Below are 18782 nucleotides of genomic sequence, written 5' to 3' on the forward strand. Positions count from 1 at the left end.
CCTCTGAGTTCCTTACAGGCGCGAGATCGAAAGCCCGCCATCCACGGGGATTGCGGCCCCGGTGGCGAATTGCATCTGGCCGTCCACGATGGGAACGATGACCGAGCCGATATCCTGCGGCTCACCCCACCGCGCGGCGGGGACCAACCCGCCTTCGATCCGGTCGGTGTATTTGTCGCGCACACCGGCCGTCATTTCTGTGGCGATGATGCCGGGGCGCAGTTCGAACACGCCGATCCCATGCGGGGCCATGCGCACCGCAAACAGCTGCGCCATCATCGCGGCGGCGGCCTTGGACACGCAATATTCGGCGCGCTCGACAGACACCATCGTGGCGCTGACCGAGGTGACAAAGGTGATCGAGCGATAGCTGTCCTGAGGCTGCGCCAACATCCGCCGCGCGACCTCTTGCGCCAGAAAGAAGGCACCGCGCAGATTGATGTTTTGCACGAAATCCCAGTTCTCGGGCTTCAGGTCCAGCATATCTCCCCGCACCGGCGCGCCGACGCCTGCGTTGTTGATCAGGGCGGTGATCGGTCCCAGCTGGGCCTCGACCTGATCCAGCAAGGCGGGCACGTGATCGATCTGGGACACATCATGCTGCACATAGATCGCGCCCGGTCCCAATTCGGACAAAGCGTTCCGGACCACCGGTTTGTCCGGGGCAGACCGTGACGCCAGCGCCACCTTGTACCCAGCCGCGATCAAGGCGCGCGAGATTCCAAGGCCGATGCCTTGCTGGCCACCTGTGACCAAAGCAACTCCGGTCATGCTGCAAACTCCGTCTCTAAGATGTGGCGTCCGGCGCGCAAGGCCAGTGCCGCGATAGTCAGGGCCGGATTGACCGCAGCCGAGGTCGGCAGAACCGAGGCGTCAACGATGAACAGGTTCCGGTGGTCATGGCTGCGGCAGAACGGGTCCACCACGCTGCTGGCCGGGTCCTGCCCCATCCGGGCCGTTCCGCATTGATGCGAGGGCGTGCGCCGGTCGAAGGGCCGCGACAGGACAATCGGAAACCCGGCTCGGCGCAGGTGCTGTTTCAGCTTGGCCACCAGTGCCTCATGCGCCTGCCAGTTCGAGCGTTTCCAGTCCAGCCGGATCTGGTCACCTTCGACCGTTACCCGGCTGTCCGGATTGGGCAGGTCCTCGGACATCGCATAGAAATCAAAGCTGCGGTTTGCGATCATTGTCGCAATCGGACCGGGTATACCGGGCTGGGATGCCAGAATCGGCCCGGTGATCTTGCCCAGCATCTGTATATTGCCCAAGGGCGCACCGCCCTTCCCGTCATCATTGTAGTAGTCGTTGAACATCAACGTCTTTTGATAGACCGCGCGGTTGCGGCGCAGCGGATGCAAAGCCAGAACCGCCGAGCAATTGTGGTTCATGAAGTTGCGCCCAACCTGATCGGATCGGTTCGCCAATCCGGCGGGGCAATTGTCATTGGCGGATTTCAACAACAGCGCGGCGGACTGAACCGCCCCAGCAGATAACACGATCACCGGCGCGTGCAGGGTACCGTGCCCCTTGACCTCAACACCTGTGATATGCCCGTCCTTGTCGCTCAGCAGTTTTTTGGCGGGTGCGTTGGTCAACAGTTCGACATTCTCGTGCTTCAGGGCGTCTGCCAGAGCGCAGGTTTCGGCGTCCATTTTGCCACCGCAGGTGTTCGGAAACGCATCCCACGTGGTTTGCCCGGCCGAAAGCCAGCGGTCGATATCCACCCCCAAAGGGACCGATGCAGGCGACAGCCCCGCCCCGCGCAAACGCGCGCGCAGATCCGCGATGTCAGGCTCATCGGCCACAGGAGGATGCGGGTAAGCGCCGCTATGCGGCGGCTCGGTCGGGTCCTCATCGGCTGTTCCGCGCACTGCATAAAGCTGTTCAGCCGCTGTGTAGTCCGGTTCCAGATCTCCGTAGCGAAGAGGCCAGCCAAGAGAGCGACCGCCCATATGCTGGCGCGGTTCGAAATCCTCGGCCCGGTAGCGGATCAGGGCCGCGCCGTAGAATTTCGAGTTGCCGCCGACGCAGTAATAGTTGCCCGGACTGAAAGGCTGCCCTTCGCCGTCCAGCCAGGTTTCATCGGGGCGGAAATGCCCATCCTCAAAGATCGCCTTGGGGTCCCGATCCACGGGCGAAGGGCGCAGATAGTCGCCGCGTTCAAGGATCAGAATGCGGCGGCCAGAGGGGGCCAGCGCTGCGGCCAGCGTCGCCCCTCCGACCCCCGATCCGATGATTATGACGTCCGGGTTTGTCACGGAGTGATCCGCATCTCGCTTTCAGGGTCAAAGGCCACGGCCTTCTCCATGTTGACGGCAAAGTCGAAATCCTGCCCCGGCGCGACCTCGGCGTCCGAGCGCATCCGGGCGATCACATCCCGGCCCCCCAGTTGCATCGACACAAACGTGTCCGAGCCTGCGGGTTCGGTGACCACAATCCGGTTGGTCATCTGCGCAATGTTCGAGGATTTGCGATCCGCGCCATCCATATCGGTGATGGTTTCGGGACGGATGCCCAACAGAATCTCACACCCGTCCCATTCGGCCAGATTATCCTGACTGAACGGCAACTGCGCCATCGATCCGTCATGGGTGGCAACCTCGGCATGAGGACGACCGTTCAGCAAGGTCACTTTCGCAGGCACCACGTTCATCGCGGGCGAGCCCATGAACGTTGCCACAAAGATATTGGCCGGGGTGTCGTAGATTTCCTGTGGGGTTCCCAGTTGCTGCACATAGCCACCGTTCATCACCGCGATGCGGCTGGACAGGGTCATCGCCTCGATCTGGTCGTGGGTCACGTAAACGATGGTCGTGCCAAGGTTCTGGTGCAGCTTCTTGATCTCGGTCCGCATATCGACACGCAGTTTGGCGTCGAGGTTGGACAGAGGTTCGTCAAACAGGAATACATCCGGTTCCCGCACCAATGCGCGGCCCATGGCGACCCGCTGACGCTGACCGCCGGACAATTGACCGGGCTTGCGGTCCAACAACTGTTCGATCTGCAACAGCGTGGCGACCTCGTGCATCGCCTTGTCGCGTTCGGGCTTGGGGACGCCGTGCATCTCAAGCCCGAAGGTGATGTTCTGGCCCACGGTCATGTTGGGATAAAGCGCGTAGCTTTGGAACACCATGGCGATATTGCGGTTCGACGGATGCACCCCGTTCATCACAGTGTCCTTGATACGAATTTCGCCGCTGGTAATGTCCTCAAGCCCCGCGATCATGTTCAGCAGGGTCGACTTGCCGCAGCCCGAGGGGCCCACCAGCACCAGAAATTCCCCCTCCTGCACCGAGATATCAACCTTGTGCAGCACCTCGACCGATCCGTAGGATTTGGTCGCGTTGTCTATGTCCAGAAAACCCATCAGGCCTTATCCTTTCACGGAACCCGCCATCAGGCCGCGGACAAAGTACCGTCCGGCCACGATATAGACGAGCAGAGTTGGCAGGGCCGCCAGAATGGCCCCTGCGAAATGAACGTTGTATTCCTTCACGCCGGTTGACGACTGCACCAGATTGTTCAGTGCCACCGTCATCGGCTGGCTGTTGGCATCGGCAAACGACGCACCAAACAGGAAGTCGTTCCAGATGTTGGTAAACTGCCAGATGATCGACACCACCGCGATCGGCCCGGAACTGGGCAACAGGATGCGCCAGAAGATCTGGAAGAACCCCGCCCCGTCGATCTGCGCCGCCCGGATCAGCTCGGTCGGGAAGACCGCGTAGTAATTGCGGAAATACAGCGTGGTGAAACCGATCCCGTAGACCACGTGCACCAAGGCCAGACCCCAGGTGGTGCCCGCCAGACCCATCAGGCCCAGCATCCGCGCCATCGGGATCAGAACGATCTGGAACGGGATGAAGCAGGCAAACAGCATCAGACCGAACAGGATGGTGTCGTACTTAAAACGCCATTTGGTCAACACATAGCCGTTCAGCGCGCCAAGGATGGTCGAGACGATCACGGCCGGAACCACCATTTTGATCGAGTTCCAGAAGTAGGGCTTCAACCCGGTGGGATCGACACCGATCTGGGCCGAGGACCACGCTTTCAGCCAAGGCTCCAAGGTGAAGACCTGCGGCAGGTTCATCATGCCGCCGCCGGTGATCTCTTCCAATGGTTTTACCGAGTTCACCAGCATCACATAGAGCGGTAGAAGGTAGAACAGCGAGAAGAGGATCAGCACCACATAGATCAGTGTGCGCGTGACCCGACCGGTGCGAATTGCGGTATCCTGAGTTGCTTGGGACATCAGCGTTTCTCCCGCAATTCAGCATAAAGATAAGGGATCATGATTGCCGCGATGGTCATCAGCATGATCGTGGCCGAGGCCGCGCCGATCCCCATCTGGTTTCGGGTGAACGTGTAGGAATACATGAAGGTCGCGGGCAACTCGGTCGCGCGTCCCGGTCCGCCGCCGGTCAATGCAATCACAAGGTCAAACGTCTTGATAGCAAGGTGGCTGAGGATCACGAAGGCCGACAGGAATGCCGGGCGCAGTTGCGGGATAATGATCCGGCGGTAGAGGTTCCAGTTCGAGGCCCCATCCATCTGTGCCGCGCGCAGGATTTCGTTGTCGATGCCGCGCAGGCCGGCCAGAAACATGGCCATCACAAAGCCGCTGGTCTGCCAGACGGCGGCCAGAACAACCGTATAGATCGCGTAGTCTCGGTTTTTGATCCAGTCGAACTCGAAACTGGTCCAACCCCATGTGTGCATGACGTTTTCCAGCCCGATACCGGGGTCCAGAAACCATTTCCAGGCGGTGCCCGTGACGATGAAACTTAACGCCATAGGGTACAGGTAGATGGGCCGCAATAGCCCTTCGCCGCGGATTTTCTGGTCGAGGAAGATCGCCAGACCCAGGCCGATACAGGTGCAGATCACGATGTAGAGGCTCGCGAAGATCCCCATGTTGATCAGCGAGGTTTCCCAATGGCTCAGGCGCCAAAGCTTGTCGTAGTTTTCCCATCCGACCCATCCAAAGGTCGGCAGGATGCGGCTGTCGGTAAAGGACAGGTAGACCGAGAACAGAATGAACCCGTAAACAAAGACCAGCATCATCGCCAGCGACGGTGACAGGACCAGTTTCGGGATCCAGTTCTGAAGGCGTGTCTTGAAATCCGCGTCGGCTGAAGTTGCCATGGCGCGCCCTCCTTCAAGTCGGGGGTGTCTAAGGCGCGGGATGTGCCCGCTGGTGACAGGGCGGCGCGTTTGCCGCCCCGTCGGGAGGATCAGGTGATCACTTGGCGATGGAAACGGCGTCGACCAGTTCAACGACAGCGGTTTCGCTGTCGTACTCACCGTTGAAATGCGCCGTCACGACGTCATAGACCGCGTTCTTGACCGAGGCAGGGGCTGCGTGACCATGGGCCATCGATCCGAACAGGTTGCCCGAGGATGCAGCCGCCGCCAGATCCTTCATGCCCTGCTTGCCGCAGTCATCGAAATCGGCGTCGCTGACATCGGTCCGCGCGGGAACCGAGCCCTTCACCACGTTGAACGCCGACTGGAACGACGGTGACAGGATCGCGCTGGCCAGCGCCGCCTGTTCTGCCGAAACAGAACCGCCCTGATCGAACATCATGAACTGGTCCGCGTTGAAGGCGACCTGATCTGCCGTTCCGGGGAAGCGGAAGCACAGGAAGTCCTGACCGGGCACTTTTCCTGCGTTCAGAAACTCACCCTTGGCCCAGTCGCCCATCATCTGGAAACCGGCCTCGCCGTTGATGACCATTGCAGTCGCCAGGTTCCAGTCACGGCCCGAGAAGTTCTCGTCCACATTCTCGCGGATAAAGGCCATGCGGTCGAACGCCTCTTTCATGGCGTCACCACCCAGGGTTTCTTCGTCCAGATCGATGAACGCGGCTTTGTAGCCATCCGGACCCAATGTCGACATGGCCACAGCGTCGAAAATAGTGGCGTCCTGCCAGGCCTGACCACCATGGGCAATCGGGGTCACTCCGGCGGCTTTCAGCGCCTCAACAGCGGCGACAAATTCTTCCCAGTTGGTGGGCTGAGCGATCCCGTTTGCATCCAGAACCGCCTTGTTGGCCCAGACCCAGTTGGTTGAATGCACGTTTACCGGGGCCGAGACCCACTTGCCGTCATGCTTGGCAAAGGCCTTCAGCGCGTCCGGTACAACATCGTCCCAACCTTCCTGCGCGGCCACTTCGTTCAGATCGGCCAAAGCACCTTGCGCGGCCCAGTCCTGAATGTCGAAGCCCAGACCCTGAACCGCCGTTGGCGCGTTGCCTGCTGTCACGCGGGCGCGCAGAACGGTCATCGCCTGCTCACCGCCGCCACCGGCAACCGGCATGTCGGTCCAGCCGACGCCCTGACCAGACAGGTCATCTTTCAGAACGTTCAGCGCGGCAGCTTCGCCACCCGAGGTCCACCAGTGCAGCACCTCGACCTCTTCCGCCTGCGCCAAGCTGGTCGTGCACAGCAACCCGGCCACAATCAGAGATTTCGTCTTCAACAGATTACGCATTTTGTTTCCTCCCTTAATGCGATCTTGGTTCCGGCGGTTCGCTTCCCGCCGGTCAGTCTTGCGGCACCCAGGGCGCACGGCTGTTGCCGATGCGCATGACCACCGATTTAACCTCGAAAAATTCCTCGAACCCGTAGCGTCCGATTTCCCGCCCCTGCCCGGATTGCTTGACGCCCCCAAAGGCCACTTCGGGGAACCCGTCCATCCAGGTGTTGGTCCAGACCGTTCCCGCTTCGGCGCGTCGGGCGAATTCCAGGCAGGTGTGAACGTCGTCACTCCAGACCCCGGCGGACAGACCGTAAGCGCTATCATTGGTCAGGGCGATGGCCTCGTCCAGTGTTTTGAAGGTCAGAACCGACAAAACCGGTCCGAATACTTCATCCCGTGCAATGGGCATGTCGGGCTGAACATCTGTCACAATGGTTGGCTGGTAGAACTGATCGCCCAACCCATCGACGGTCAGGCGGTCCCCGCCAAGGGCAATGGTCGCGCCTGCATCCTGCGCCTGTTTCACATAGGCATCGATCTTGGCATTGTGCTCGGCTGTAACGATGGCCCCGACCTGAGTGCTGGGGTCCAGCGGATCGCCGAACTTCACCTTTCGGGACAGCTCGACGACCTTGGTCGAAAACGCCTGGGCAATGTCTTCGTGCACGATGATGCGGCTGCTGGAGTTGCAGCACTGGCCGACGTTGAAATAGACGCCAAACACCACCGCATCTGCGGCCGCATTCAGATTGGCGTCGGGGAAGATCACCTGTGGGTTCTTGCCGCCCAGTTCGAGCGCAACCTTCTTGAGCGTATCCGATGCCGTCTTGCTGATGGTTTTGCCCACGGCAGTCGAGCCCGTGAAGCTGACCATATCCACGTCTTCATGGGCAGAGAGCGTGCTTCCAACCGGCACGCCATAGCCCAGTACCATGTTACACACCCCTGCGGGCAGTCCGGCTTCGATCAACAACTCGCCCAGCATGATGGTGGTCGAGGGCGTCATTTCAGAGGGTTTCACAACCACCGTGCAGCCTGCGGCCAGCGCAAAGGGCAGTTTCTGGCTGAGGATCCAGAACGGGAAATTCCACGGGGTGATGATCGAGACAACGCCAATGGGCTCTTTCAGAACCACACCCATCATGTCAGCGCCCAGCGTGTTGTGGCTGTCGCCATGGGTGCTGCGCGCCAGCGACGCTGCATAGCGCCACAGATCGGCGGCGCCCCCAACCTCACCCTTGGACTGGCTGATCGGCTTGCCGCTTTCTAGTGTTTCGATCAGGGCAATGCGGTCGACATTCTGCTCGATCAGATCCGCCACTTTCAGCAGTACTGTCGCGCGGTCTTTGCCCGACGCGCGGCTCCAGACGCCGCTGTCAAATGCGGTTCGGGCTGCCACGATGGCCGCTTCGGCCTCGGCCTCGCCGCCAAGTGCCGACCGGCTGACGACATGCCCGTGCGAGGGCGAGCGACGCTCGAACGTCTCAGCTGACGCGCTGCTTTGCCATGCGCCATTGATCAGATGGCGGCCTTCGAACATCTCGGGCAACGCGAAAGGGATCGCAGGGTTGATCGTAAGGTCTTTCATATGCGTCAAAGCCCTGAAAACTGAGGGTTACGTTTTTCCATGAAGGCCGCGACGCCTTCGTCCCGATCGGCTGAGGCCGCTGCAGCAGCGCTGCCAAGCGCCTCGATCGCGGCTGCTGAATCTTCTCCGACCGCCGCGTGAATCATGTTCTTGGCAATCTCGGTGGCGCGCGGGGACAGAGCCTGCGCCTCGGTGGCGATCTCGAGCGCGCGGGTCAGGACATCGTCGGCCACTTCGGCGGCATAGCCCATGGCAACCGCGCGGTCCGCGCCAATACGGCGACCGAACAAGGCCATTTCCTTGACCGCCCCTTCAGGGATCAGCCGCGCCACGCGCTGCGTGCCAGACCAACCGGGAACAATCCCGATCCGCGCCTCGGGCAAGGCCAGAGTTGCACGAGGGGCCATCAGGCGCAGGTCGCAACAACTGGCCAATTCCAGCCCGCCGCCAAAGGCATGGCCGTTGATCGCGGCAATTGTTGGTTTGCCCAGCCTTACCAGGCGGTCGAAAATCCGGTGCCCGTCCCGCACCCAATGGCGTGCGAATTCGGCCGGGCTAAGCCCCCCCCAGGCACCAATATCCGCGCCGCAGCAAAACGCTTTTTCCCCCGCCCCGGTCAGAACCAGAGACCGGATCGCGCTGTCCCGCTCGACCTGCCGCACATGCGCTTCAAGCGCATCCAGCATGTCGATGGTCAGCGCATTTAGCTTGGACGGGTTGTTCAGCGTCAGGACAGCCGTCGCCCCGTCGATATGAAAGCCAATCCCGCTCAAACCCTGATCCCCATTGGGCCTTCGACGAACAGCGACTTCGGCATCAACGCCGCGTTCTCGGCGACTGTCACACGACCCTCAGACGCTGCCACGATATCCTGCTGCGCGTTGATGCCCGGCATAATCTCGGTCGCGACCAGCCCCTGTTCGGTCAGGCGGATGACACAGCGCTCGGTCACGTAGATCACATCCTGCCCAAGCTCGCGCGCCCGGCGACCCGAGAAGGTGACGTGTTCCACCTGATCCACCATCTTGGTGAACTTGCCGGGGGCCGCGACACTGATCCCGTCCGAACCCAGATCGATCTTGGCGCCAGCCTCGAACCAGCCCGAAAACACGATCTTTTTCGCGCCTGCGGTGATATCGACAAACCCACCGCACCCTGCGGTCAGATAAGGCTTCTTGCCCAGTTTCGAGACATTCACGTTGCCGTCCACGTCAACCTCAAGGAAGGACAGGAAGGACATATCGAACCCGCCGCCCTGAAAGTAGATGAACTGCTGCGGCGAAGGCACATAGGCATGCGCGTTAGAGGCACAACCAAAGGCGAAACCGGTCAGCGGAACACCCCCGACGGCCCCTTGTTCGATGGCCCATGTGACGGCCTTGGGATGCCCTTCCTCCAGCAGAATGCGGGGCACCATGGCGCTGATCCCAAAGCCCAGATTTGCGCTCATCCCCGCGCGCAACTCCATCGCAGACCGGCGCGCGATTACCTTCTCAACCCCGTGTCCGGCCAATGAGAAACTGTTCCATGGGCGCATGATCTGGCCCGAGATGGCGGGGTCATAGGGCGTTTCAGTGGTCTGTTTCTGATCCGGGTCCTCGACGATCAGATCCACCAGATGGCCTGGTACGCGTACATCATGCGGACGCAGGCTGCCCTCGGCAGTCACCCGCTGAACCTGAGCGATCACCAGACCGCCATGGTTGCGCACGCAGATGGCCTGTTCCAGCCCGCCCAGATAGGCCCCTTCATGCTCATATGTCAGGTTGCCGAATTCATCCGCCGTGGTTGCGCGCAGGATGCAGACAGTAGGGATGATGTTGGGGAAATGCAGCCAGGTCTGGCCGCCAAACTCGGCGCGCGCGACGATGGGTGCCGCGGCCCCGCGTGCATTCATCGCGCAACCCTCGCGGATCGGGTCCACGAACGTATCCAGCCCGACCTGAGTCAGAACGCCCGGACGCCGGGCCGCAGCCTCGCGGTGCATGTCGAACATGATCCCCGAGGGTACGTTGTAGGCGGCCACGCGATCTTCGACGATCATCTTCCAGATCTCGGGCATCTCAAGGCTGGACGGCCCCGAGGGGTATGATCCGGCCAGCACACGGGTCAGCAACCCGTCCTGCGCCAGATATTCCATGCCCTTGACCCCATACATATCCCCCGCCGCAATCGGGTGCATCGTAGTGATATCGCGCGGATGCCCCTCGGCCCGGAACCTCTCACCCATGGCTTTCAGAACCAGATCGGGGCACCCCAAAGCTGACGAGGATGAGACGGTGACAATCGCCTCATCCGGGATGCGGGATACGGCGTCGGATGCAGAAACAAGCTTGGTCATCAGAAGCCACCATAGTTGACGTCAACGCGCTGACCGGTTGCTGCCGCTTCGCGCACGCTAAGCGCGACGGACAGGGATTTGACCCCGTCCGGACCATCGGCTGCGGGGCGTCCTTGCCCGGCAGCGGCGGCGACGAAGTCCGAGACGCCCTGCACGTAAAGGTCATGGTTGGAATAGGGGATCGCTTCGCTACCCGTTTCAGTGACGAGGGTAATGTCACCCACCGGCTGCTGGGTCATGATACCCTTGGCAAAGATCGACCCTTGGGTGCCGTGCACCTCAAGACCCGAGCCCGCATAGGGATGGGTGAAGCTTTCATGGGTCATCACCATCGCGCCCGAGGGCATGGTCCAGACCGACATGCAGGAATCCTCGACCCCCTGCCCCATGCCGGAACTTGTCATCTGCGCCACAACGCTTGCGGGATCTTCCTGTAGCAGGAACCGGGTGACGTCCGCGTCATGCACGACGATGTCGGGGATCACGCCGCCACCGGCGCCCGCGTCATTGATCCGCCAGCCCTGTAAGTGGCCCGGCAGGTGAACCGCGTGATGAATGCGCAGCGACAGCACCTTGCCGACGCGCCCGGCTGCGATGAGGTCCCGGATCGCGCGATGGGTGCCCGAGCAGCGCAGGTGATGGTTCGTGCCAAAGGTGACGCCTGCGGCTTCGGCGGCCCGAACCATCTTAACCGCTTCGTCCTGCGTCATGCCCAAGGGCTTTTCACACAGAACATGCTTGCCCGCTGCGATCGCCGCCAAAGCCTGCGCGTGATGCTTTTCATTGGTCGAGGAAATGTAGACCGCCTGAACATCCGAACCCGCCAGCGCCGTGGCTAGATCGGTGGTGGCGTTTGCAATGCCGTGGTCATCCGCCCAGATTTGCACCCGGTCAGGTGAGGTGCTGACAATCCAGGTCACCTCGTTGCCCGGCTGCTTGCGCACCGCGTTCAGCATATGTTGCGCGGCAATTGTGCTGGCCCCGACGAATACCCAGTTCATAGTAGATTCCCAAATTGGAACGTTCCAGAGATGTGTAGTGGAACGTTCCAATAACTTCAAGAGGAATCATTTGCCCCTGTCCGAACCCGCGCGCTGGCACTCATGATGCTGACGATAAAATGTAGAAAACCCGAGGGGTTTACGCTTCGACCAGATACCGTTCGGACAATGGCAGGCTGGCCGCGCCCAGCGATCTGGCGCTTGGGCCAACAGACCCGGCCGCGATCAGAGGTCTCTCAAGCCCAGTCAGGTTGAGCTGTGACATCTGTGATTCGACCTCGGCAATCAGCCGTGCCTTGATGCCCTCGGGCAGCCAGCCGTCGATCTTGACGCATTCAAAATCGATCAGACTGCAGGATGAGACAATCGCACAGGCCAGTCCGAACCCGGCCTGTTGCAGCCAATTGTCCAACTCGACTTGTGGGATGTGCCACTGATCGGTTTCCTCCCACATCAAGCTGTCGGTTGCGGTGACGGCACGTTCCAGGGTGTAGAGGCTGGCCACGTCGATCAACGGCTTCACAACGCCTGTTTCTATAGGAACAGGCATGGGCCCAAGCGCCCCTGCATTTCCCCGACCCGCATAGATCGAGCCATTCAGGACGACGCCGCCGCCGATGAAATAGCCAACATAGAAATACAGGAAATCGCGCGGCCCGTCGGCGGGGCCAAAAACCAGTTCCGCGCCGCAGGCCGCTGTTGCGTCATTCTGTAAAAATACAGGGAAGTCATAGGCTTCGGCCAAATCCGCCTGAATGTCTGCCGTGCGCCAGGGGTCCATCTTTTCCTGCGCCACCTGAAGGGTTTGTGCCCAGTCCCACAAATAGAACGGCATGGCGATTCCAAGGCCCGCGACGCGGGGTCGGGCCTCGGGCGACAGGTCAGAGATCATCCGATCCAGCGCCTGTTTGGCAAATTTCAGTGTCGCGTCCGGGCGCGGGTAGTCGTACGTCTGACTTTCGTGCTTTCGCACACGCCCCAGAAAGTCGGTCAGAACCAATTCGGCGCTGCGACGACCGATTTTCAATCCGAAAAATAGCGCCCCATCCGGGTTAAGCCGCATCGGGATCGAGGGTTGCCCGACCTTGCCCCGAACAGGCTCGCCCCGCAGCAGCAGACCATCCTTTTCCAGCTGCCGCATGATGACCGACACGGTCTGCGCAGACAGACCCGTCATCCGCGCGATTTCGGACTTGGCCAGCGCCTCATGTCTGCGGACCAGTGACAGGACCAGACGCTCATTCCGAGCGCGCATTCCGCTTTGGTTGGTCCCTTTGACCTCGGAAACCCGTTCTGACGGCGTGTTTTCCTGTGGCACTTCAACAGACACGTCTGACCCTCCCCTGTTCAAAACATGAGAAACCGGCGTCTTTCTGTCAATAATAAATAAGAGTGATTTATTTATTGACTCATTTTGAGATTCTTGTGATGGTTTTGCCGTGGGGTCGGGCCATTGCTGCCCGATCACCCATATGCCGGCACCGGCATGGGAGAAATTGGGAGGAGAACTTATGAAACTTGCGACTTTCGCAGGCGCGACAGCTTTGGCCCTGACGGTCACAGCAGGCAGCGCGTTTGCCGACACCACTGTTTGTTTGATCACCAAGACCGACACCAACCCCTTCTTCGTCAAGATGAAGGAAGGTGCGACCGCCAAGGCGGAAGAGCTGGGCATGACCCTGAAGGCCTTCGCGGGCAAGGTCGATGGCGACCACGAAACCCAGGTTCAGGCGATTGAGACCTGCATTCTGGACGGCGCGAAAGGCATTCTGCTGACCGCCTCTGACACCTCATCCATCGTCCCTGCCGTGCAGCAGGCGCGGGATGCGGGCGTGTTGGTGATTGCGCTTGATACCCCGCTGGAGCCGATTGAGTCGGCGGATGCGACCTTTGCCACCGACAACTTCCTGGCCGGGCTGCTGATTGGCCAATGGGCCAAGGCGACGCTGGGCGATGCGGCCAATGACGCAAAGATTGCCACGCTGGATCTGGCTGTCAGCCAGCCCACCGTGGACGTTCTGCGCAATCAGGGCTTCCTGCAGGGCTTTGGCGTCGATCTGGCGGACCCCAACGTGATCGGAGACGAGGATGACCCCCGCCTTGTCGGCAGTGACGTCACCGCCGGGAACGAAGAAGGCGGTCGCCGCGCGATGGAGAATCTACTGGCCAAGGACCCGACGATCAACGTTGTGCACACCATCAACGAACCGGCTGCTGCGGGTGCGTACGAAGCGCTCAAGGCGATTGGACGCGAAAATGACGTGCTGATCGTGTCGGTAGATGGCGGCTGCCCCGGCGTGCAGAACGTGGCCGATGGCGTGATCGGCGCGACCTCGCAGCAATACCCGCTGCTGATGGCCTCGCTGGGTGTCGAAGCGGTCAAGAAATGGGCCGATGAGGGTGTGAAGCCAGAAAACACGCCCGGCAAGGACTTCTTTGACACAGGCGTTGCGCTTGTCACCGACAAAGCCGCCGATGGGGTCGAGTCGATCTCGGTCGATGAAGGCATGAACCTCTGCTGGGGTTAATCTGACGACGCAGGAGGCGGCGCCGCGGCCTCCTGCCATGCAATCACACCTTTACCCGAAAACTTGCTAAAGTGGTCCGCAGACGGGCTCTTGACGCTTGGGGGAACCTTTTATGTCCGATACGTCACGACATCCTGATGATTTCGAGGCCGCCGCGCAGGGCAGCCCTGAACAGGTCGCAGAGTTTGAAGATCATCACCGGGGATTTGTGGGAACGGTTCAGCATTTCCTGCATGTGAACCCCTCGCTTGTTCCGCTGATCGTTCTTGTTGCCGCCATTGTCATCTTTGGCGTTCTGCTGGGGTCGAAGTTTTTCTCGCCCTTTGCGCTGACACTGATCCTGCAACAGGTGCAGATCGTCGGCATCGTCGCAGCTGCGCAGAGCCTTGTGATCCTGACCGCAGGCATCGACCTGAGCGTGGGTGCGATCATGGTGATGTCGTCAGTGGTGATGGGGCAATTCACCTTTCGCTACGGCCTGCCGCCAACGGTCGCGATCATCTGCGGGCTGGCTGTCGGGACGGCCATTGGCGCGATCAACGGATATTTGGTCAGCCGGGTCAAATTGCCCCCGTTCATTGTAACGCTGGGCATGTGGCAGATCGTTCTGGCCGCCAACTTCCTGTACTCGCAAAACGAAACGATCCGCTCGCAAGACATCGAAACAAACGCCCCGATCCTGCAAGTGTTTGGCGCGAAATTTAACGTGGGCGGAGCCGTTTTCACGGTTGGCGTCATCTTCATGTTGGTGCTGATATTGGTGCTGGCTTACGCGTTGCGGCACACGGCCTGGGGGCGGCATGTCTATGCTGTGGGCGACGATCCCGAAGCTGCCGAACTGTCGGGCGTGAACGTGCACCGCACCCTGATGTCGGTCTATATGCTGTCCGGTCTGATCTGCGCCTTTGCGGGCTGGGCCCTGATCGGTCGCATCGGATCGGTGTCACCAACTTCGGGGCAACTGGCCAATATCGAAAGCATTACGGCGGTTGTGATTGGCGGGATTTCATTGTTCGGCGGGCGCGGCTCGATTCTGGGTTCGCTGTTCGGAGCGCTTATTGTCGGGGTGTTCACGCTGGGTCTGCGCCTGCTTGGGGCGGATGCACAGTGGACCTTCCTGCTGATCGGTATCCTCATCATTGCAGCGGTCGCGGTCGACCAATGGATCAGAAAGGTATCAGCCTGATGGAACCCATCCTCAAAGGACGCAACCTTGTCAAACGCTACGGCAAGGTCACCGCACTGGACCATTGTGACTTTGACCTGATGCCGGGCGAAATTCTGGCGGTGATCGGGGACAATGGCGCAGGCAAATCCACGCTGATCAAGGCGGTTTCAGGCGCGGTCACGCCGGATGAAGGCGACGTCTGGCTGGATGGGCAGAAGGTGCAGTTCCATTCGCCCATCGACGCGCGGGAAGCCGGGATCGAGACCGTTTACCAGACCCTGGCCATGTCCCCTGCCCTGTCGATTGCCGATAACATGTTCATGGGGCGCGAGATCCGCCGGAGCGGCCCGTTGGGGTCATGGTTCCGAATGCTCGACCGTCCCGCGATGGAGAAATTCGCGCGCGACAAGCTGAGCGAATTGGGCCTGATGACCATCCAGAACATCAATCAGGCGGTCGAAACACTGTCCGGTGGTCAAAGGCAGGGCGTCGCCGTGGCGCGGGCGGCGGCCTTCGGGTCGAAGGTCATCATCCTTGACGAGCCCACAGCGGCGCTTGGCGTCAAGGAAAGCCGTCGGGTGCTGGAGCTTATCCAGGACGTGAAATCGCGTGACATTCCGATCATCCTGATCAGCCACAACATGCCCCATGTGTTCGAGGTCGCCGACCGTATTCACGTGCATCGTCTGGGCAAGCGGCTCTGTGTGATTGACCCCAAGGACCACTCGATGTCGGATGCGGTGGCCTTCATGACCGGTGCGATGGAACCCCCGGGTGAAGGCAAGGCGGCGTGACGGCGGAAGGATCGACAGCCCCTGACCTCGCCCAGCAGATTGCCGAGGCGGTCCGGGCGCTGCCTGACCAGAAAACGCGGAACCTTGTGGCGATTGCAGGCCCTCCGGGCGCCGGGAAGACGACCATCGCGGCGTTGGCGCGGGACATGTTGCAGCGGCAGGGGATCGCCACCGGTCTGGTCTCGATGGACGGGTTTCACTATGACAACGCCATCCTGATCAAGCGTGGTTTGCTGGAGCGCAAAGGCGCGCCCGAAACCTTCGACATCGCCGGGTTTCAGGCAATTCTGCACCGCCTGTTGACCGAAGATGAGGTCGCCGTTCCCGAATTTGACCGCGAGATTGACAAGGCCATCGCCGCGCGTGGACTGGTCGCGCCCGAGCAAAACCTTGTTCTGGTCGAGGGCAATTACCTGCTGTTGAAAGAAGCTGGCTGGGCAAACCTTACCCAGATATGGGCGCTCAGCGTTTTTCTGGATGTTGATCTGCCCACGCTAGAGGACAGGTTGACCGCGCGTTGGCTGGATCACGGCCTGCCCCCTGACGCGGCCCATGCCCGTGCATTGGCGAATGATATTCCGAACGCGAAACGGATTCTCTCCAACTCACGTCCTGCGGATATAGTGCTGCGTTAGAACCGGCTGACGTCAGTGAATCCCAGCCGTCAGTGTCCGCACCAACTGGCGTTGCACCAGCAACAAAATAACGGCGGGTGGCAACAGGGCCATCAACGCCAGCGCCATCCCCGCCGAATCCCCGATCCCGGCATAGACCATCCCGCTGACCAACGTGCTATGGGTCAGGCTGGTTGTGGTGATGATGACCGGCCAGGCATATTGGTTCCAGCCGAACACGAACAGGATCGCAAACAGCGCGGCCATCATTGGCAGGGACAGGGGCAGGATCGTATCGAAGAAAAACCGCATCGGTCCGGCACCGTCCATTCTGGCGGCCTCCATCAGCTCAACCGGGATTTGCCGCAGGAACTGGTTCAGCACCAGAACGCCCAACCCGCTGGCAGAAACAGGCAGGATCATCCCGGTGTAAGAGTTCAGAAGGCCCAGATCGCTGGTCACGGCGAATGTGGGCAGCATCCGGCTTTCGATGGGAAAGAACATGGCCAGCAGGATCGCTGCAAAGATCAGGTTACTGTAACGCAGGCGAAAATAGACCAGCGCATAGGCGGCCAGCATTGATACAGAACATTTCAGGGCCGCCACGCCAACAGCCAGAACCAGCGAGTTCCACATCATCGCCCCGGCACTGATGCTGTTGCTGCTGACCCCGTTTTCCCACAGGTTCTGGAACAGTGGCCACAGATTGCCGACGCCGACACCGGCCACAAGTTGCCAGCCCAACGCGGCAACCGGCCCGGTCATGACAACCGCTCCGACAATCAGGATCACATGGTCCAGTATGTTGGTTTTGCGCAATTTTTGTCCAACGCGCCGTTTTGGGTTCCTTCAGCCTGACCGGGATAGGCAAACTGCGCGGTTCGGTCAACGCGCGGAATTGCCCGGGCAGAGTTGAATCACCGGCGCTTTGTCTATATATAGACATTAAATCTGTTTTCGGACAATGAGGACGCCATGGAAATCGCAGCCCTGCCGCAAGAGGCCAACGCCGCCCCGCTGCTTGTCCCGGTTGAAGCCGCAGATCGCGCGCGCCTCAGCGGGCCGGGGTTGCGCACGTTTCGCAATATCGCGCAAGGCTGGGGGCTGAGCGAGGCGCAGCGCATTGCAACATTGGGGCATCCCGGTCGATCAACCTATCACGCCTGGATCAGGAAGGCGGTTGATCGCAAGCCGATCTCGTTGCCCTTTGACACATTGGTGCGCATCTCGGCCATTCTGGGTATCCACAAGGCTCTGTCGATCCTGTTTCTGGATCAGGATCAGGCGGTGAAATGGCTGACCAGCCCGCATAAGGGCACGGTCTTTGCAGGGTCGTCCCCGTTGCATCTGATCGTGACCGGTGGGCAGGACGGCATGATGACCGTGCGCCGCTATCTGGATGCCTGGCGCGGCGGTGACATGGGTCAGGGCGCGCCCGAGGGCAGTTTCGAGCCGGTAACCGAAGACGACGTGGTCTTTTTGTGAGCTGGGATCTGACCGGGTACACCCGTGCCCGAGCCACATCTTCAACCTGCCGTATCATCCCGTCACGCTTCCCGCCTGTGTCCGTATTCGAAGATGTGGCCAGCGCCGACGATCTGGCAGACGTCTTTGAACTGGAAGGCTGGACCAATGACCGGCTGGTGGCCACGCGCTTGTCCCGGCTGGATCGGGCGCAATGGGTCTATGGCCGACCCAATGCCAGCATTGTCATGTCTTCGTTTCTGCACGGGTCGGTCACGGGGATGCGTTTCACCTCATCCCTGTTGGGCGCGTGGTACGCGGCCAGCGATCTCATGACCTCGGTGCTTGAAGTCGCCAATGGGCTGCGCAAGGAAATTTCACTCTCGGGTCTGACCCACAAACGCGAGGCCTATCGCGAATACGAGGCGCGGCTGGTCGGCGATTATGTCGATGTCTTTGGCAAACACCCCGAGTTTCATGACCCTGACGATACAAACTATTCCGTTCCCCAACGCTTTGGCGAACATGTGCGACACGCGGGTCTTGGTTTGGGTCTGGTTGGCATAAGCTATGAAAGCGTTCGCAGGCCGGGACATGAAAACTGGGTCTGCTTTGACCCGCCATCGGTGCAAGATGTTGTTCAGGCCCGCCATTTTGAGATCGACATACGCCCGACGGGCAAAGTGACGGTCGAGGAATTGACGTAACCGCTGGGACATCAAAACCCTGCATTTCCCTGAAAAAGCCGATAACCCCGACGAAAATTCTGTTTACTGACCGCCACGTCCCGTGCACATTCG

General features: G+C 60.5%; 18 protein-coding genes. 6 read left to right on the forward strand and 12 right to left on the reverse strand.

The features are described 5' to 3' along the window. Positions 1–12: 12 nt before the first annotated feature. The 11 genes from ACR0LW_RS06320 to ACR0LW_RS06370 all read right to left on the reverse strand — a co-directional run bounded on the left by ACR0LW_RS06320 (position 13) and on the right by ACR0LW_RS06370 (position 12669). Positions 13–771, reverse strand: coding sequence for a 3-ketoacyl-ACP reductase (locus ACR0LW_RS06320; protein WP_480881951.1), 759 nt, complete (start codon positions 769–771; stop codon positions 13–15). Next, positions 768–2258 carry a GMC oxidoreductase gene (locus ACR0LW_RS06325; RefSeq protein ID WP_480881952.1) on the reverse strand — a complete coding sequence of 497 codons (1491 nt, stop codon included), beginning with the start codon at positions 2256–2258 and terminating at the stop codon, positions 768–770. The genes ACR0LW_RS06320 and ACR0LW_RS06325 overlap by 4 nt, the downstream gene beginning before the upstream one ends. Next, entirely contained in the window at positions 2255–3367 is a 1113-nt protein-coding gene (locus ACR0LW_RS06330) for an ABC transporter ATP-binding protein (RefSeq protein ID WP_480881953.1), read from the reverse strand. The genes ACR0LW_RS06325 and ACR0LW_RS06330 overlap by 4 nt, the downstream gene beginning before the upstream one ends. Before the next feature lie 6 nt (positions 3368–3373). Continuing rightward, positions 3374–4255, reverse strand: a complete 882-nt coding sequence (locus ACR0LW_RS06335) for a carbohydrate ABC transporter permease (RefSeq protein WP_170622626.1) — start codon at positions 4253–4255, stop codon at positions 3374–3376. After that, positions 4255–5148: a carbohydrate ABC transporter permease gene (locus tag ACR0LW_RS06340; RefSeq protein ID WP_170622627.1), complete on the reverse strand. Its 894-nt coding sequence runs from the start codon at positions 5146–5148 to the stop codon at positions 4255–4257. Before ACR0LW_RS06340 ends, ACR0LW_RS06335 begins: the two co-directional genes overlap by 1 nt. A gap of 97 nt (positions 5149–5245) precedes the next feature. Beyond that, positions 5246–6496 carry an ABC transporter substrate-binding protein gene (locus ACR0LW_RS06345; RefSeq protein WP_480881954.1) on the reverse strand — a complete coding sequence of 417 codons (1251 nt, stop codon included), beginning with the start codon at positions 6494–6496 and terminating at the stop codon, positions 5246–5248. Between the two features lie 52 nt (positions 6497–6548). Further along, positions 6549–8072 carry an aldehyde dehydrogenase family protein gene (locus ACR0LW_RS06350; RefSeq protein ID WP_480881955.1) on the reverse strand — a complete coding sequence of 508 codons (1524 nt, stop codon included), beginning with the start codon at positions 8070–8072 and terminating at the stop codon, positions 6549–6551. Positions 8073–8077: 5 nt separating this feature from the next. After that, positions 8078–8845 carry an enoyl-CoA hydratase/isomerase family protein gene (locus ACR0LW_RS06355; protein ID WP_480881956.1) on the reverse strand — a complete coding sequence of 256 codons (768 nt, stop codon included), beginning with the start codon at positions 8843–8845 and terminating at the stop codon, positions 8078–8080. Continuing rightward, the gene (locus tag ACR0LW_RS06360; RefSeq protein WP_480881957.1) at positions 8842–10413 is read right to left on the reverse strand and encodes an acyl CoA:acetate/3-ketoacid CoA transferase; all 1572 of its coding nucleotides are present in this window, start codon (positions 10411–10413) and stop codon (positions 8842–8844) included. Before ACR0LW_RS06360 ends, ACR0LW_RS06355 begins: the two co-directional genes overlap by 4 nt. Next, on the reverse strand, positions 10413–11414 hold the full coding sequence (locus ACR0LW_RS06365; RefSeq protein WP_480584003.1) for a Gfo/Idh/MocA family protein: 1002 nt from the start codon (positions 11412–11414) through the stop codon (positions 10413–10415). The genes ACR0LW_RS06360 and ACR0LW_RS06365 overlap by 1 nt, the downstream gene beginning before the upstream one ends. Before the next feature lie 139 nt (positions 11415–11553). Continuing rightward, positions 11554–12669, reverse strand: a complete 1116-nt coding sequence (locus ACR0LW_RS06370; protein WP_480881985.1) for an ROK family transcriptional regulator — start codon at positions 12667–12669, stop codon at positions 11554–11556. A gap of 256 nt (positions 12670–12925) precedes the next feature. On the opposite strand from ACR0LW_RS06370, the gene ACR0LW_RS06375 reads away from it, so the two are divergent. From ACR0LW_RS06375 to ACR0LW_RS06390, 4 genes are all read left to right on the forward strand, one after another. Beyond that, the gene (locus tag ACR0LW_RS06375) at positions 12926–13942 is read left to right on the forward strand and encodes a sugar ABC transporter substrate-binding protein (protein ID WP_170622633.1); all 1017 of its coding nucleotides are present in this window, start codon (positions 12926–12928) and stop codon (positions 13940–13942) included. Positions 13943–14054: 112 nt separating this feature from the next. After that, the gene (locus ACR0LW_RS06380; RefSeq protein ID WP_480881958.1) at positions 14055–15128 is read left to right on the forward strand and encodes an ABC transporter permease; all 1074 of its coding nucleotides are present in this window, start codon (positions 14055–14057) and stop codon (positions 15126–15128) included. Continuing rightward, the gene (locus ACR0LW_RS06385) at positions 15128–15904 is read left to right on the forward strand and encodes an ATP-binding cassette domain-containing protein (protein ID WP_480881986.1); all 777 of its coding nucleotides are present in this window, start codon (positions 15128–15130) and stop codon (positions 15902–15904) included. Before ACR0LW_RS06380 ends, ACR0LW_RS06385 begins: the two co-directional genes overlap by 1 nt. Next, a complete protein-coding gene (locus ACR0LW_RS06390; protein WP_480881959.1) occupies positions 15901–16539 on the forward strand; it encodes a nucleoside/nucleotide kinase family protein in 639 nt (212 codons plus the stop codon). The genes ACR0LW_RS06385 and ACR0LW_RS06390 overlap by 4 nt, the downstream gene beginning before the upstream one ends. A gap of 12 nt (positions 16540–16551) precedes the next feature. On the opposite strand, the gene ACR0LW_RS06395 is transcribed toward ACR0LW_RS06390, so the two are convergent. Continuing rightward, positions 16552–17337: an ABC transporter permease subunit gene (locus ACR0LW_RS06395; RefSeq protein WP_480881960.1), complete on the reverse strand. Its 786-nt coding sequence runs from the start codon at positions 17335–17337 to the stop codon at positions 16552–16554. A 156-nt stretch (positions 17338–17493) separates the two neighbouring features. Here ACR0LW_RS06395 and ACR0LW_RS06400 point away from each other — a divergent pair, with 156 nt between their 5' ends. Continuing rightward, positions 17494–18003 carry an MbcA/ParS/Xre antitoxin family protein gene (locus ACR0LW_RS06400; RefSeq protein WP_170630501.1) on the forward strand — a complete coding sequence of 170 codons (510 nt, stop codon included), beginning with the start codon at positions 17494–17496 and terminating at the stop codon, positions 18001–18003. Beyond that, the gene (locus tag ACR0LW_RS06405; RefSeq protein WP_480881961.1) at positions 18000–18689 is read left to right on the forward strand and encodes an RES family NAD+ phosphorylase; all 690 of its coding nucleotides are present in this window, start codon (positions 18000–18002) and stop codon (positions 18687–18689) included. The genes ACR0LW_RS06400 and ACR0LW_RS06405 overlap by 4 nt, the downstream gene beginning before the upstream one ends. Positions 18690–18782 lie beyond the last annotated feature (93 nt).

This window comes from Ruegeria sp. N4 (genome assembly GCF_056531425.1).